15 protein-coding genes and 1 pseudogene are annotated in these 14,178 nt (G+C 59.5%); 7 read left to right on the top strand and 9 right to left on the bottom strand.

The window, feature by feature from the left end:
- Together BLV67_RS32120 and BLV67_RS24530 are read left to right on the top strand one after the other, a co-directional pair.
- Positions 1 to 783, top strand: a 783-nt coding sequence (locus BLV67_RS32120) for an RHS repeat domain-containing protein (RefSeq protein ID WP_208604502.1), incomplete at its 5' end; no start/stop codon positions are given.
- 13 nt (positions 784 to 796) lie between these two features.
- On the top strand, positions 797 to 1,243 hold the full coding sequence (locus BLV67_RS24530; RefSeq protein ID WP_069785741.1) for a hypothetical protein: 447 nt from the start codon (positions 797 to 799) through the stop codon (positions 1,241 to 1,243).
- Positions 1,244 to 1,447: 204 nt separating this feature from the next.
- On the opposite strand, the gene BLV67_RS24525 is transcribed toward BLV67_RS24530, so the two are convergent.
- The 3 genes from BLV67_RS24525 to BLV67_RS24515 form a co-directional block, all read right to left on the bottom strand.
- Positions 1,448 to 1,723, bottom strand: coding sequence for an HU family DNA-binding protein (locus BLV67_RS24525; protein ID WP_003213368.1), 276 nt, complete (start codon positions 1,721 to 1,723; stop codon positions 1,448 to 1,450).
- 191 nt (positions 1,724 to 1,914) lie between these two features.
- Positions 1,915 to 3,063 carry an NAD(P)/FAD-dependent oxidoreductase gene (locus BLV67_RS24520; protein WP_069785742.1) on the bottom strand — a complete coding sequence of 383 codons (1,149 nt, stop codon included), beginning with the start codon at positions 3,061 to 3,063 and terminating at the stop codon, positions 1,915 to 1,917.
- Positions 3,064 to 3,099: 36 nt separating this feature from the next.
- Positions 3,100 to 3,267, bottom strand: coding sequence for a rubredoxin (locus BLV67_RS24515; RefSeq protein ID WP_003213373.1), 168 nt, complete (start codon positions 3,265 to 3,267; stop codon positions 3,100 to 3,102).
- Positions 3,268 to 3,462: 195 nt separating this feature from the next.
- Between BLV67_RS24515 and BLV67_RS24510 the strand changes: the two genes are divergently transcribed.
- Together BLV67_RS24510 and ubiA are read left to right on the top strand one after the other, a co-directional pair.
- Positions 3,463 to 4,026, top strand: a complete 564-nt coding sequence (locus tag BLV67_RS24510; RefSeq protein WP_056860873.1) for a chorismate--pyruvate lyase family protein — start codon at positions 3,463 to 3,465, stop codon at positions 4,024 to 4,026.
- The gene (ubiA, locus tag BLV67_RS24505; protein WP_069785743.1) at positions 4,026 to 4,916 is read left to right on the top strand and encodes a 4-hydroxybenzoate octaprenyltransferase; all 891 of its coding nucleotides are present in this window, start codon (positions 4,026 to 4,028) and stop codon (positions 4,914 to 4,916) included. The genes BLV67_RS24510 and ubiA overlap by 1 nt, the downstream gene beginning before the upstream one ends.
- A gap of 120 nt (positions 4,917 to 5,036) precedes the next feature.
- Here ubiA and BLV67_RS24500 read toward each other — a convergent pair whose 3' ends face one another.
- A complete protein-coding gene (locus BLV67_RS24500) occupies positions 5,037 to 5,414 on the bottom strand; it encodes a COG4315 family predicted lipoprotein (protein WP_069785744.1) in 378 nt (125 codons plus the stop codon).
- A gap of 154 nt (positions 5,415 to 5,568) precedes the next feature.
- Here BLV67_RS24500 and phoB point away from each other — a divergent pair, with 154 nt between their 5' ends.
- The 3 genes from phoB (at position 5,569) to BLV67_RS24485 (ending at position 9,235) form a co-directional block, all read left to right on the top strand.
- Complete coding sequence (phoB, locus tag BLV67_RS24495) at positions 5,569 to 6,258, top strand: phosphate regulon transcriptional regulator PhoB (RefSeq protein WP_003195617.1); 690 nt, start codon at positions 5,569 to 5,571, stop codon at positions 6,256 to 6,258.
- An 81-nt stretch (positions 6,259 to 6,339) separates the two neighbouring features.
- Positions 6,340 to 7,626: a phosphate regulon sensor histidine kinase PhoR gene (gene phoR / locus BLV67_RS24490; protein WP_244160764.1), complete on the top strand. Its 1,287-nt coding sequence runs from the start codon at positions 6,340 to 6,342 to the stop codon at positions 7,624 to 7,626.
- A gap of 268 nt (positions 7,627 to 7,894) precedes the next feature.
- On the top strand, positions 7,895 to 9,235 hold the full coding sequence (locus tag BLV67_RS24485) for a hemolysin family protein (protein WP_069785746.1): 1,341 nt from the start codon (positions 7,895 to 7,897) through the stop codon (positions 9,233 to 9,235).
- Between the two features lie 4 nt (positions 9,236 to 9,239).
- Here BLV67_RS24485 and BLV67_RS24480 read toward each other — a convergent pair.
- The 5 genes and pseudogenes from BLV67_RS24480 to pstA form a co-directional block, all read right to left on the bottom strand.
- Positions 9,240 to 9,398, bottom strand: a pseudogene (locus tag BLV67_RS24480) (hypothetical protein); the annotation flags it as partial.
- Between the two features lie 177 nt (positions 9,399 to 9,575).
- Complete coding sequence (locus BLV67_RS24475; RefSeq protein ID WP_056860878.1) at positions 9,576 to 10,472, bottom strand: response regulator; 897 nt, start codon at positions 10,470 to 10,472, stop codon at positions 9,576 to 9,578.
- Between the two features lie 168 nt (positions 10,473 to 10,640).
- Positions 10,641 to 11,402, bottom strand: a complete 762-nt coding sequence (phoU, locus tag BLV67_RS24470) for a phosphate signaling complex protein PhoU (RefSeq protein WP_053258703.1) — start codon at positions 11,400 to 11,402, stop codon at positions 10,641 to 10,643.
- Positions 11,403 to 11,473: 71 nt separating this feature from the next.
- A complete protein-coding gene (gene pstB, locus BLV67_RS24465) occupies positions 11,474 to 12,307 on the bottom strand; it encodes a phosphate ABC transporter ATP-binding protein PstB (protein WP_058421111.1) in 834 nt (277 codons plus the stop codon).
- A 191-nt stretch (positions 12,308 to 12,498) separates the two neighbouring features.
- Positions 12,499 to 14,169 (bottom strand): phosphate ABC transporter permease PstA, encoded by a 1,671-nt coding sequence (gene pstA / locus BLV67_RS24460; protein ID WP_017135800.1) that lies wholly within the window; start codon positions 14,167 to 14,169, stop codon positions 12,499 to 12,501.
- Positions 14,170 to 14,178 lie beyond the last annotated feature (9 nt).

Raw genomic sequence — 14,178 nt, 5'->3', positions numbered from 1 at the left:
CGGTTTACCTGGGACGGTTTACGGTTATTGCAGGAGCATAAGCACAGTCAGACAAGCCTGTACGTCTATGAAGATGAAGGCTACCAACCCTTGGCTCGTGTCGATGGTGCCGGGCCGTTGCAGAAGACTCGTTACTACCATAACGACCTGAATGGATTGCCGGAGCAGTTGACCGAGGCTGATGGGCGCATGCTCTGGCAGGCGACTTATCGGGTGTGGGGCAACACGCTGGAGGAGGTGCGTGAGCCTTATTACATTGAGGAGCAGAACCTGCGTTTCCAGGGGCAGTACCTGGATCGGGAGACGGGGCTGCATTTTAATACGTTCAGGTTTTATGATCCGGATGTGGGGCGGTTTACCACGCCGGATCCGATTGGGTTGGCGGGAGGAATCAACCTCTACAAATACGCACCAAATCCCATCTCATGGATTGATCCATGGGGGCTTCTAAATCTCAACACCAACGGCGCTCAAGGTAACTTCGGCGTGTATGAAATTCGAATAGATGGCGAGCTGCATAAGTACGGTAAAGCCGATATGAATCGCGTAACTAAATCCAGTGGCAACCCGACCAGGCTCCATCAACAAGTAGAAAAATTAGAACGATTGAATCCCGGAAAAACGATTAAGGGTACAATTCTGCAAAGTGGCATAAGTACGACAGAAGCGGCCAAAACTATCGAAACTGCAAAATTGGATGCGCATTACAAAAAAACTGGCGGGCTGATACCGGAAGGAAACAAAAAGAGCTATAAAGGTCCTAAGTCGCTGTGTGGCAAATAAAAGAGGATAAATAATGCGCAACCCGTGCCCCATCGCCATAGGCGGACTCTTTCCTGATCCAGCTGCGGTTTTTTATGTATCGCATCATGTTAGTCGAATTATTCGAGAACAACTTGAACGTCACATAACAGGAACCGAACAGTTCGATGAGAAATACGGCGATAGCTATTGGCTGAGCCTTAAGGACTCAAGCGTGTCCGGGCTACTTGACCTGAATGTAACAGGCCCAGAGGTATCTAAGAGAAACAAAGCGGTTAGCTATTCTTTGAGAATGCCCAGCAGCCCTATCAACATGGATCCTACCGGTTATGAAAAATACCTTGAATATCACGAAAGAGCGGTGACGGAAGTTTTTGGCGAATTACAAATTCAAGTATCGGAATCGATCGCAAACATTTACAAGTTTATACGCATTGAAGTGCGAAAATTATCACCCGAGCAACTGAAGAACCCCGACTGAACATCTGATATCGGCAACGGAAAAGGGAACAGATTTATTAAGGCCAGCAAAATTAAATAAATCTGTCCCCTCATCTCGGAACCCTTTTATAAAGATCGCAGTCAGCGCATAAGCATTATCCGCAGCCCAACAAAAAATGGGCACCCAACCCAGTCGGCGTGCCCATTTTCTTACCCACCCGCCTCCCTTCAGACGGTCCTGCTATTACGGGTTGACGCTGTCTTTGAGCGACTTGCCCGGCTTGAATGCAACGGTGTTGCTCGCCTTGATTTTCACTGGCTCGCCGGTTTGCGGGTTTTTGCCGGTGCGGGCGCCGCGATGGCGTTGCAGGAAGGTGCCGAAGCCCACCAGGGTGACGCTGTCTTTGCGGTGCAGCGCGCCGGTGATTTCTTCGAGGACGGCGTTGAGAACACGGTTGGCCTGTTCTTTGGTCAGGTCTGCTTTTTCTGCAATAGCGGCTGCGAGTTCTGGTTTACGCATAAGTGAAGCCTCTTTGACGGTTTTTTGTTGTTATGTCCGTGCTGCTCTCTGGTGGAGCAGCGCCCAAGGCGCCGCAGGCTCTACTCTGCGGCAGACGGGAGTGAGGATGGCATGCCCTCGCACGCTCCGCCAGTCTCGCGGTGACCTTTCTGGGGCTAAGAAGGTGCTGATTCCGACAGAACGACCGGTATTTACGCCAGCAATGGCGGAAGTTCTTTGTTAAGGGCGAGTTTTTCCATGACGGCGCTGCCGGTCAGCGCATAACCCAGCAGGCGGCCGCTGGCGTCGCGGCACAAGGCCTTGATGTCGGCGCCCTGGCCTTCGACGCTCCACACGCCTTCGGTGCCGCGTGGCGGTGGCGATACCACCAGCGGGCAGATCGGCGTTTTCACGGTGATCGGCATCGGCCCATAGCTGACGGCCGTGGCGTTGCCGGCCAAGGTTTGGGCCAGGGCGCGGGCGCAGCTCATCAATGGCATCACGTAGAGCAGGTTCAGGCCATCGACCTCGGCGCAGTCGCCCAGGGCGTAGATATTGGTGTGGGAGGTCTTGAGGTGACGGTCCACCATGATTCCACGGTTGATCTGCAGGCCGGCGGCGGCAGCCAGGTCCACGCGCGGGCGCAGGCCGATGGCCGAGACCACCAGGTCGCAGTGGATCACTTCACCATCGGACAGGTGCGCTTCCAGGCCATCCGCCGTGCGCTGCAGGCGGTTGAGCACCGGGCCCAGGTGGAAGCGCGCGCCCAGGCCTTCCAGCCCGGCCTGTACAGCGGCAGCTGCTGCCGGGTGCAGCAGGGTCGGCATGACTTGCTCGCACGGTGCAACCAAGTCGATTTCGTAGCCGCCAAGAATAAGGTCGTTGGCGAACTCGCAGCCGATCAGGCCCGCGCCGAGCAGCAGCACACGGCGCTTCCCGGCCGCGGCGGCACGAAAGCGTGCGTAATCTTCAAGATCGTTGATGGGGAAAATCAGCTCTGCCGCATCGCCCTCGACCGGCACGCGCACGGTTTCTGCGCCCCAGGCCAGGATCAGATCGCGGTAAGCCACCGCTTCCTCGCCGATCCACAGGCGTTTGTGGCCCGGATCGATGCCGCTGATGCGCGTATGGGTACGCACTTCGGCCTTGAGCTGCTCGGCCATGGCGCCCGGCTCAGCCATGCTCAGGCCATCGGCTTCCTTGTTCTTGCCAAAGCCGGTGGAGAGCATGGGCTTGGAGTAGGAGCGCCCGTCATCCGCGGTGATCAGCAGCAACGGGGTCTCGCTGTCGAGCTTGCGAAACTCCCGAGCCACGTTGTATCCGGCCAATCCTGTGCCGATGATCACGACAGGTGCGTTCATTCCTTTCTCCTTGTAGTACGTTTCTTAAACCGATGATTAGCCGATTTCGATCATTTCGAAATCCATTTTGCCTACGCCGCAGTCCGGGCACAGCCAGTCTTCCGGGACGTCCTGCCACAGGGTGCCCGGTGCGATACCGTCATCCGGCCAGCCGTCTTTTTCGTCATAGATCAAGCCACAGACTACACATTGCCACTTCTTCATTACTTGCTTCCTCAGGGTCCAGGCATCTTGGCCAACGGTCGATAGACCAACGTTGCCGTACGGCTCAGGGCGTTTTGTACTGATCGGGGCCGGCAGATGCAAGCATGTTCGGCGCAAGCGGCCGGTTCGGCCCGGCAAAAGCTCAGGACGCCATGGTAAGCTCGCCGCCTCTTTTGCTGCCAAAACTGACTCACCGTGCCGCACTCAATCGCCCGTCCCGATGCTTGCCAATGGCTGACCCAGAGCCTTCTGAACCCAATGCCTGGGCCTTTGACCCTCAACTGGTTATTCGACGAAGGCTCGCTGACGCGCAGGCTCACGTGGCTGTCCAACGACGGCTTCAGCGTGACGCCACTGTTCGAAGGCTGGCAGCCACTGCGCGAGGATGAATGCGTGGCGCTGGGTATGGCCCCGGCCACGGTCGGCTGGGTACGCGAAGTGTATTTGCGCGGGCATGGCCAACCATGGGTGTTTGCCCGCAGCGTGGCGGCCCGCAGTGCCTTGCAGGGCGATGGCTTACACATGGACGAACTGGGCAGCCGCTCGCTGGGCGAATTGCTGTTCTGCGACCATGCGTTCACCCGCCAGGCAATCGAGGTATGCCATTACCCACGGCAATGGCTGCCGACCGCCGACCAGGCCGATGGCCTGTGGGCGCGCCGCTCACGCTTTGATCGCGGGCCGCTGAGCGTGCTGGTCGCGGAAATTTTCCTGCCCAGCTTCTGGCATGCGCTGCATGACCACCCGGAGAACTGCTGATGTATCAACGTCTGCTCAAGTCCTTGAACCACCTGAACCCCAGGGCCTGGGATTTCATTCAGTTGACTCGCATGGACAAACCCATCGGCATTTACCTGCTGTTGTGGCCGACGCTGTGGGCGCTATGGATTGCGGGCAAGGGCTCGCCGTCGTTGCTCAATATCGTGATTTTCGTGCTCGGTGTGGTGCTGACCCGTGCCGGCGGCTGTGTGATCAATGACTGGGCCGACCGCAAGGTCGACGGCCATGTGAAGCGTACCGAGCAACGGCCGCTGGTGAGCGGCAAGATCAGCGCCAAAGAGGCCTTGGTGTTTTTTGCGGTGTTGATGGGCATCAGTTTTCTGCTGGTGCTGCTGACCAACGCGACCACCATCCTGCTGTCCCTGGGCGGCCTGGCGCTGGCGGCGAGCTACCCGTTCATGAAGCGCTACACCTACTACCCGCAGGTGGTGCTGGGCGCGGCGTTTTCATGGGGCATGCCGATGGCATTCACTGCCGAGACCGGGCATTTGCCGGCCACGGCGTGGCTGCTGTACATCGCCAATTTGCTGTGGACAGTGGGTTACGACACGTATTACGCGATGACCGACCGCGATGACGACTTGAAGATCGGAGTGAAATCCACCGCTATTCTGTTCGGCGATGCGGACCGCGTGATCATTCTGACCCTGCAAGGTTTGTCACTGGTGTGCCTGCTATTGGCGGGGCAGCGGTTTGAGCTGGGTGGCTGGTTCCACTTGGGGTTGCTGGCGGCGGCGGGCTGTTTTGCCTGGGAGTTCTGGTACACCCGGGACAAGGATCGGATGAAATGCTTCAAGGCGTTTTTGCACAACCACTGGGCGGGGTTGGCGATATTTGTGGGGATTGTGGCGGATTACGCTTTTCGCTGAGATTTTGCGGTGGCTGTTCGGACGCTTTCGCGAGCAAGCCCGCTCCCACATTTGAACTGTATTCACAAATCAAAATGTGGGAGCGGGCTTGCTCGCGAAGGTCTCAGTGGCGCCGAGTAGTCAAGGTTTGATGACGTGCCATGCCCCACCCTTACCATCACCGGTTTTGTCACCAGCCTTGTGGTCATCCTTGTAGGTGTAGACCGGCTTGCCTTTGTAAGCCCACTGACTGGTCTGGTCGTCGCGGGTAATGACTGTCCAATCACCCATCGACTTGTCAGTAGACTCAGCCTTCAGCGGCGGCCAGTTGGTTGCACACTGGTCTTTGCACACCGACTTGCCGTCGGCATCCTTGTCGAAGGTGTAGAGGGTCAGCCCCTTGTGATCCACCAACATTCCGTCGTGAGTCATCGCCGGCTCCGCCGCAAACGCCAGGCCCGGCAGGGTCAACGCCGCCATTGCCAACAGGGCTTTCCAGGAAAAAGTACTTTGAGTCATCGGAACCTTCCTTTTGTGGTTGTCAGGATTCGGACCCAAAGGGTAGTCCAGAGTGCCGTGAATTGCCCGATCGACTAAATTACTGTCACACGACTGCAATAATTCCGTTATCTAATGCGGCGCAAGACAGTTAAATGACAAGAGGATTTTGAGCATGGTTGGCAGGAGCATTCTGATCGTTGACGACGAAGCGCCCATTCGCGAGATGATCGCCGTTGCGTTGGAAATGGCCGGCTATGACTGCCTGGAGGCGGAGAACTCCCAGCAGGCCCATGCCATTATCGTCGACCGCAAGCCGGACCTGATCCTGCTGGACTGGATGCTGCCCGGCACCTCCGGCATCGAACTGGCCCGCCGCCTCAAGCGGGATGAGCTGACCGGGGATATCCCGATCATCATGCTCACCGCCAAGGGTGAAGAGGACAACAAGATTCAGGGCCTGGAAGTCGGCGCTGATGACTACATCACCAAGCCGTTTTCCCCACGTGAGCTGGTAGCGCGACTGAAGGCCGTACTGCGCCGCGCCGGCCCGACTGATGGCGAAGCACCGATCGAAGTCGACGGGCTGATCCTGGACCCGATCAGCCACCGCGTGACCATCGACGGCAAGCCGGCCGAGATGGGCCCGACCGAATACCGCCTGCTGCAATTTTTCATGACCCACCAGGAGCGCGCCTACACCCGTGGCCAATTGCTCGACCAGGTGTGGGGCGGCAACGTGTATGTGGAGGAGCGCACGGTTGACGTGCATATCCGCCGCCTGCGCAAAGCCTTGGGCGATGCCTACGAGAATCTGGTACAAACCGTGCGCGGCACCGGCTATCGCTTTTCCACCAAAGGCTGAGCCGGCCCTTCCCTTCCTTAACCGCTGACAAGGACGCATGTTTAAGTGAACCAGAACTGGCATGGCACCCTGATCCGCCACATGCTTCTGTTGATCACCGGTTGCCTGGTGGTGGGTTTGATCAGCGGTTATTACGGTTGGAGCCTGGCCGTCGGTATCGGCCTGTACCTGGGCTGGACCCTCAAACAATTGCTGCGCCTGCATGAATGGCTGCGCCAGCACAAACCCGACGAAGCACCACCCGACGGCTATGGCCTGTGGGGCGAGGTGTTCGACAGCATCTACCACCTGCAACGCCGCGACCAACGGGTTCGCGGGCGCCTGCAGGCGGTGATCGACCGGGTACAGGAATCCACCGCCGCGCTCAAAGACGCGGTGATCATGCTCGACAGCGACGGCAACCTGGAATGGTGGAACCGCGCCGCCGAGACCCTGCTGGGCCTAAAGACGCCCCAGGACAGCGGCCAGCCGGTGACCAACCTGGTGCGCCACCCGCGCTTCAAGGAGTACTTCGAGCAGGACAACTACGAAGAAGCGCTGGAAATCCCTTCGCCCACCAATGACCGCGTGCGCATCCAGCTGTACCTGACGCGTTACGGCAACAACGAACACCTGATGCTGGTGCGCGACGTAACCCGCATTCATCAGCTGGAACAGATGCGCAAAGACTTCGTCGCCAACGTCTCCCACGAGCTGCGCACGCCGCTGACGGTGATCTGCGGCTACCTGGAGACGCTGCTGGACAACGTCGACGAGATCAACCCGCGCTGGAGCCGTGCCCTGCAGCAGATGCAGCAGCAGGGTTCACGCATGCAAACCCTGCTCAACGACCTGCTGTTGCTGGCCAAACTGGAAGCCACCGATTACCCCTCGGACAACCATCCGGTGGCGGTGCAAAGCCTGCTGCAGACCATCAAGAATGACGCCCAGGCGCTTTCCGGCGAGCGCGGGCAACAGATCACCCTGGAAGCTGACCCGCAGGTATTGCTCAAAGGCAGCGAAGGTGAGTTGCGCAGCGCGTTTTCCAACCTGGTGTTCAACGCTGTTAAGTACACCCAGGACAAGGGCAATATCCGCGTCCGCTGGTGGAGCGACGAGCACGGCGCGCACTTGAGCGTGCAAGACTCCGGCATCGGTATCGACGCCAAGCACCTGCCGCGCCTGACCGAACGCTTCTACCGCGTCGATTCCAGCCGCAACTCCAACACCGGCGGCACCGGGCTGGGCCTGGCGATCGTCAAACACGTGCTGTTGCGCCACCGCGCCCGGTTGGAGATCAGCAGCGTGCTGGGGCATGGCAGTACCTTTACCTGCCATTTTCCACCGGCGCAGGTGACCCGTTCGCGGGTAATCGGCACAGATGAATAACCCGAAAACGACGCTGGACTAAGTGTGGGAGCGGGCTTGCTCGCGAAGGCGGTGGGTCAGCTATGAATGTGTTGACTGACCCACCGCTTTCGCGAGCAAGCCCGCTCCCACATTGGTCATGCAGCGTGTTGACGAAGCCTTTCAGGCCCCGCCCGGCAGCGGGCACTAGGCAAGCGCCCCGTCAGCCGCTACATTGGCCGACTTGCGCCTGCCTTTCAGGCCTGTCTGTCACCCCTTATTGAACACACGGAACCTGCAAAACCCCATCATGGACCCTTCCCCTGGCATCACCCTCGCTACACTCTTCGCCGATTTCGGCATGATTCTTTTTGCACTGATCCTGGTACTGCTCAACGGTTTCTTCGTTGCGGCGGAATTTGCCATGGTCAAACTGCGTGCCACTCGGGTCGAGGCCATCGCCCACAAGAACGGCTGGCGCGGGCAGATCCTGCGCACCGTTCACAGCCAGCTCGACGCCTATCTGTCGGCCTGCCAATTGGGTATCACCCTCGCCTCTCTGGGCCTGGGCTGGGTCGGTGAACCGGCCTTCGCGCATATCCTCGAGCCATTGCTGGGCGCCATCGGCGTGCAATCGCCTGAAGTGATCAAGGGCGTGTCGTTCTTTGCCGCCTTCTTCGTGATTTCCTACCTGCACATCGTGGTCGGTGAATTGGCCCCCAAATCCTGGGCGATTCGCAAACCCGAGCTGCTGTCGCTGTGGACGGCGGTGCCGCTGTACCTGTTCTACTGGGCCATGTACCCGGCGATCTACCTGCTCAACGCCAGCGCCAACGCCATCTTGCGTATCGCCGGCCAAGGCGAGCCTGGCCCGCACCACGAACACCATTACAGCCGCGAAGAACTCAAGCTGATCCTGCACTCCAGCCGTGGCCAGGACCCAAGCGACCAAGGCATGCGCGTACTGGCTTCGGCCGTGGAAATGGGCGAGCTGGAAGTGGTGGACTGGGCCAACTCCCGCGAAGACCTGGTCACCCTGGACTTCAACGCCCCGCTCAAGGAAATCCTCGCACTGTTCCGCCGCCATAAATTCAGCCGCTACCCGGTGTATGACGTCGATCGCAATGAGTTTGTCGGCCTGCTGCACATCAAGGACCTGCTGCTGGAACTGGCTGCCCTGGACCACATCCCCGAGTCGTTCAACCTGGCCGAGCTGACCCGCCCGCTGGAGCGCGTCTCGCGGCACATGCCGCTGTCGCAGCTGCTGGAGCAGTTCCGCAAAGGCGGTGCGCACTTCGCCCTCGTGGAAGAAGCCGACGGCAAAGTCATCGGCTACCTGACCATGGAGGACGTGCTGGAAGTGCTGGTCGGTGATATTCAGGACGAACACCGCAAGGCCGAGCGCGGCATCCTCGCCTATCAGCCAGGTAAACTGCTGGTGCGTGGCGACACGCCGCTGTTCAAGGTGGAACGCCTGTTGGGCGTGGACCTGGACCATATCGAAGCCGAAACCCTGGCGGGCTTGATCTACGACACGCTCAAACGCGTGCCGGAAGAGGAAGAAGTGCTGGAAGTTGAAGGCTTGCGCATCATCATCAAGAAAATGAAAGGGCCTAAGATCGTGCTGGCCAAGGTGTTGTTGCTGGATTGACGCCTCAATTGCCCAACGCAAAGTTGGGCAATTTGCCAAGCGGCTGGTTGAACTCATAGGGAATCGAAACCAGCCCGACCTCGGAAGCCTTCACCACCGTACCGCTGCGTGCCGCAATGATCGGCGTGCCCTCGGGCATGGCGATGTCCATGGCGTACCTGCCGGGATGGCTGAGCGGCAGGCTCGCCAGGGTTGATGACAACACTGCGTGAAGCACAGAAGATCAACTGTGGGAGCGGGCTTGCCCGCGATGACGGTGTGTCAGGCGCAGATCAAGTGGCTGATGTATCGCTATCGCGGGCAAGCCCGCTCCCACATGGGTTAAGTGTTGCTCTGTAGATCACGCACCCGGCACGAAGTGCTTCTGCGCCGTACCGCGCGCGATCAGGCGGGAGATATAGTCGAGCTTCTGCGCATCCTGATCGATAAACCGGAAGGTCAGTTGCAGCCAGTCGCTGTCAGGCCGTGGCTCATAGGCGACGATGGCGTGCAGGTAGCCGTTGAGGCGCGCGACTTCGGCGTTCTCGCCTTGCTCAAGGTCGAGCACGGCGCTTTCCAGCACCTGGGGCAGCACTTCACCGCGACGGACCACCAGCAGCGCTTCCTTGATGCTCAGCGCCTTGATCACGCATTGCTGGTTGCCGCTGGACAGCCGCAGTTGGCCCTGGCCGCGACCGCCGGCAGGCGAGGCTGCAGGCGCTTGCACCGGTTGGCTGTTGAGCAGGCCTTTGCTCGGCGCAGCTACCGGCGCCGGTTTGGCCGCCTCGGGTTTGCCGCCGGTCAGGGCATTGAGGGAGTCGTTGCCGAAGGCCGAGTTCATCTTGGTCGGCGCGCTGGCGATCAGGGCATCGAGGCGGCCGATCTTGTGCAAAGCCTGTTTGACCTTGTTCAGCAACTGCTCGTTGGTGAATGGCTTGCTGACATAACCGGAAACCCCGGCCTGAATCGCCTGCACCACGTTTTCCTTGTCGCCACGGCTGGTCACCATCACGAACGGCATGGCCTTCAGGTGCGCCTGCTCACGGCACCAGGTCAACAGCTCAAGGCCGGACATTTCGGGCATTTCCCAGTCGCACAGCACCAGGTCGAAGGTCTCGCGCATCAGGATGGATTGCGCCTTTTTGCCGTTCACCGCGTCTTCAATCTTGATGCCTGGGAAGTAGTTGCGCAGGCACTTCTTCACCAAATCACGGATAAACGAGGCGTCGTCCACCACCAATACACTGACTTTACTCATCGACCCTTCATCCTATTAACACTTCGGCACGCAAAACGCCTGACTGATGGCATTTTGCCAAAACTCACGGGTCACAGAAGGACTTTATTGCTCCTGCTGCGCAAAAAATTCAGATGCCGCAAACGAAAACGCCCGACCAAAGGCCGGGCGTTAATGTCTCGGGCAACCTTACTTATCGTCAGATTCGCCCGGAACATTAGGGATTTGATCAGCCGTGCCTTCAACTTCGGCTTTCATGCGCTTGAGGCCCATGTGCCGCACGTCGGTGCCGCGCACCAGATAAATCACCAGTTCCGAGATATTACGGGCGTGGTCGCCGATGCGTTCCAGGGAACGCAACACCCAGATGATGTTCAAGACCCGCGAGATAGAGCGCGGGTCTTCCATCATGTAGGTGGCCAGCTCGCGCAGTGCGGTCTTGTATTCGCGGTCGATGGTCTTGTCGTATTGCGCCACCGACAACGCCAATTCGGCGTCGAAGCGGGCGAACGCGTCCAGCGCATCGCGCACCATGTTGCGCACCTGGTCGCCGATGTGGCGCACTTCCACGTAACCCCGTGGCGCTTCGCCTTCTTCGCACAACTGGATAGCGCGGCGGGCGATTTTGGTGGCTTCGTCGCCGATGCGCTCCAGGTCGATCACCGACTTGGAGATGCTGATGATCAAACGCAGGTCGGAGGCCGCAGGTTGGCGGCGGGCCAGAATGCGCAGGCATTCTTCGTCGATGTTGCGTTCCATCTGGTTGATCTGGTCATCGATCTCGCGCACTTGCTGGGCCAGGCCCGAGTCGGCCTCGATCAGCGCAGTGACCGCATCGTTGACTTGCTTCTCCACCAGCCCGCCCATCGCCAGGAGGTGGCTGCGCACTTCCTCAAGCTCGGCGTTGAACTGCGCGGAGATGTGGTGGGTAAGGCCTTCTTTGCTAATCATGTTGGCGTCCTTGGAACGTCCGGTAAGGTGCGGAGAACCGCAGCATTCAGTGCAATCAGAACCACCGCGTACTAGCCGTAACGACCGGTGATGTAGTCTTCGGTCTGCTTCTTCGCCGGGTTGGTGAACAAGGTGTCGGTGTCGCCGAACTCCACCAGCTTGCCCATGTACATGAACGCGGTGTAGTCCGAAACCCGCGCCGCCTGTTGCATGTTGTGGGTCACGATGACGATGGTGAACTTGGATTTCAGCTCGTAGATCAGCTCTTCAACCTTAAGAGTCGAGATCGGATCGAGTGCCGAGCAGGGTTCGTCGAGCAGCAACACTTCCGGCTCCACGGCGATGGTGCGGGCGATCACCAGACGCTGCTGCTGGCCGCCGGACAGGCCGAGTGCCGATTCATGCAGGCGGTCTTTGACCTCGTCCCACAGCGCCGCGCCTTTCAAGGCCCACTCAACGGCTTCGTCGAGAATGCGTTTTTTGTTGATGCCCTGGATGCGCAGGCCGTAGACCACGTTTTCGTAGATGGTCTTGGGAAACGGGTTGGGCTTCTGGAAAACCATGCCCACGCGGCGACGCAGCTCGGCCACGTCCTCGCCTTTGCGATAGATGTTGCTGCCGTACAGGTTGATCGCGCCTTCTACGCGGCAACCGTCAACCAGGTCGTTCATGCGGTTGAAGGTGCGCAGCAGTGTGGACTTGCCGCAGCCGGACGGGCCGATAAAGGCGGTCACGCGCTGCTTGGGAATGTTCATGCTGACATCGAACAGCGCCTGCTTTTCACCGTAGTACAGGCTCAGGCCGGGCACTTCGATGGCCACGGTTTCCTGGGCCAGGCTCAGGCTCTGCTTGTCGCGACCCAGGGCTGACATGTTGATGCCGTGGGTGTGGGTTTCATGTTGCATGGGATGCTCCCTGTGCTACCAATTCGTTTGGTTGAACCGCCGGGGCGGTTTACTCAAAAATCTGTGTGTTACGCGGTCCAGTGTGGGAGCGGGCTTGCTCGCGAAAGCGGTGGTTCAGCCAGCAAATATGTTTCTGATACACCGCATTCGCGAGCAAGCCCGCTCCCACATTTAGTCCGCGTTCACTTCAATTAGCTGTCCAGCGCCTTGTATTTTTCGCGCAGGTGGTTACGGATCCACACGGCCGACAAGTTCAGCGTGGCGATCACCAGCACCAGCAGCAGTGCGGTGGCGTACACCAGCGGGCGTGCCGCTTCGACGTTGGGGCTCTGGAAACCGACGTCATAAATATGGAAGCCCAGGTGCATGATCTTCTGGTCCAGGTGCAGGTACGGGTAGTTGCCGTCCAGCGGCAGCGACGGTGCCAGCTTGACCACACCCACCAGCATCAGCGGCGCCACTTCACCGGCGGCGCGGGCCACGGCGAGGATCATGCCGGTCATCATCGCCGGGCTGGCCATCGGCAGCACGATCTTCCACAGCGTTTCCGCCTTGGTTGCGCCGAGTGCCAGGGAACCTTCACGCACGGTGCGGGGAATCCGCGCCAGGCCTTCTTCGGTAGCCACGATCACCACCGGCACCGCCAGCAGCGCCAGGGTCAGCGAGGCCCACAACAGGCCCGGTGTACCGAAGGTCGGCGCCGGCAGGGCTTCGGCGAAGAACAGGCGGTCAACCGAGCCACCCAGTACATACACAAAGAAGCCCAGGCCGAACACGCCGTAAACGATAGCCGGCACACCGGCCAGGTTGTTCACCGCGATCCGGATAATGCGGGTCAGGGTGTTCTGCTTGGCGTATTCACGCAGGTACACCGCCGCCAGCACGCCGAACGGGGTCACGATCATCGCCATGATCAGGGTCATCATCACGGTGCCGAAAATAGCCGGGAAAATCCCGCCTTCAGTGTTGGCTTCCCGTGGATCGTCGCTCAAGAACTCCCAGACCTTGCTGAAGTAGAAACCCACCTTGGTCAGGGTGCCCATGGCGTTCGGCTGGTAGGCGTGCACCACTTTGCCGATACCGATTTCGATTTCTTTGCCGTTGCCGTCGCGGGCCGTGAGGCTGTCGCGGTTGAACTGGGTGTGCAGGTCGGCCAGGCGTGCTTCGATGTCCTGGTAACGGGCATTCAATTCGGCGCGGCCGGAGTCCATGTCGGCCTGGGCGGCAGCGTCGAGCTTGCCTTCCAGCTCCAGCTTGCGGCCGTGCAGGCGGATGCGTTCCAGGCCTGCGTTGATCGCGCCGATGTCGGTTTTCTCAAGGCTCTTGAGCTGGGCCGCCAACTTGTTCACACGGTCGACGCGGGCTTGCAGCTCCGGCCATGCGGCTTCGCCTTCGGCGATCACCTTGCCGTCCTGCTTGACGTTGACCAGGGTGCCGTAGAAGTTGCCCCACTCACGACGTTCGATGGCCATCAGGTTCTTCGGTGTGGTCTGGTCTTTCAACCACTCGCCGACGATCCAGGTGAAGTCGTTGCCATTCAAGTCGCGGTTACCGACCTTGATCAGCTCGCGGGTCATGAATTCCGGGCCTTGGTCCGGCACCGGCAGGCCCGCGCTTTTGAGGCGCTCGCGCGGCACTTCTTCCTTCTGCACCACTTCGCCGATGACGATATGGTTTTCCTGGCCAGGCACGCTGTAGTTGGCCTGGATCAGGTCGGCCGGCCAGAAGTGGCCCAGACCACGCACGGCAATCACGGCCAGCAAACCAATGGTCATGATGACCGCGATGGACACCGCGCCACCGCTGATCCAGACGCCAGGGGCGCCGCTCTTGAACCATCCATTCAGGGAGTTCTGTTTCACAGACTTCTA

It is taken from the genome of Pseudomonas salomonii, from assembly GCF_900107155.1.
Taxonomy (GTDB): domain Bacteria; phylum Pseudomonadota; class Gammaproteobacteria; order Pseudomonadales; family Pseudomonadaceae; genus Aquipseudomonas; species Aquipseudomonas salomonii.
Note: the sequence above shows the minus strand (reverse complement) of the source record. Positions and strands in the feature narration are given on the sequence as shown.

Bases quoted from the DNA above. Each gene is read 5' to 3' on its own strand.
- BLV67_RS24530 (WP_069785741.1), top strand. From the start codon at position 797: ATGCGCAACCCGTGCCCCATCGCCATAGGCGGACTCTTTCCTGATCCA.
- BLV67_RS24525 (WP_003213368.1), bottom strand. From the start codon at position 1,723: ATGCGTAAACCAGAACTCGCAGCCGCTATTGCAGAAAAAGCAGACCTG.
- BLV67_RS24520 (WP_069785742.1), bottom strand. From the start codon at position 3,063: ATGAACGCACCTGTCGTGATCATCGGCACAGGATTGGCCGGATACAAC.
- BLV67_RS24515 (WP_003213373.1), bottom strand. From the start codon at position 3,267: ATGAAGAAGTGGCAATGTGTAGTCTGTGGCTTGATCTATGACGAAAAA.
- ubiA (WP_069785743.1), top strand. From the start codon at position 4,026: ATGTATCAACGTCTGCTCAAGTCCTTGAACCACCTGAACCCCAGGGCC.
- BLV67_RS24500 (WP_069785744.1), bottom strand. From the start codon at position 5,414: ATGACTCAAAGTACTTTTTCCTGGAAAGCCCTGTTGGCAATGGCGGCG.
- phoB (WP_003195617.1), top strand. From the start codon at position 5,569: ATGGTTGGCAGGAGCATTCTGATCGTTGACGACGAAGCGCCCATTCGC.
- phoR (WP_244160764.1), top strand. From the start codon at position 6,340: ATGCTTCTGTTGATCACCGGTTGCCTGGTGGTGGGTTTGATCAGCGGT.
- BLV67_RS24485 (WP_069785746.1), top strand. From the start codon at position 7,895: ATGGACCCTTCCCCTGGCATCACCCTCGCTACACTCTTCGCCGATTTC.
- BLV67_RS24475 (WP_056860878.1), bottom strand. From the start codon at position 10,472: ATGAGTAAAGTCAGTGTATTGGTGGTGGACGACGCCTCGTTTATCCGT.
- phoU (WP_053258703.1), bottom strand. From the start codon at position 11,402: ATGATTAGCAAAGAAGGCCTTACCCACCACATCTCCGCGCAGTTCAAC.
- pstB (WP_058421111.1), bottom strand. From the start codon at position 12,307: ATGCAACATGAAACCCACACCCACGGCATCAACATGTCAGCCCTGGGT.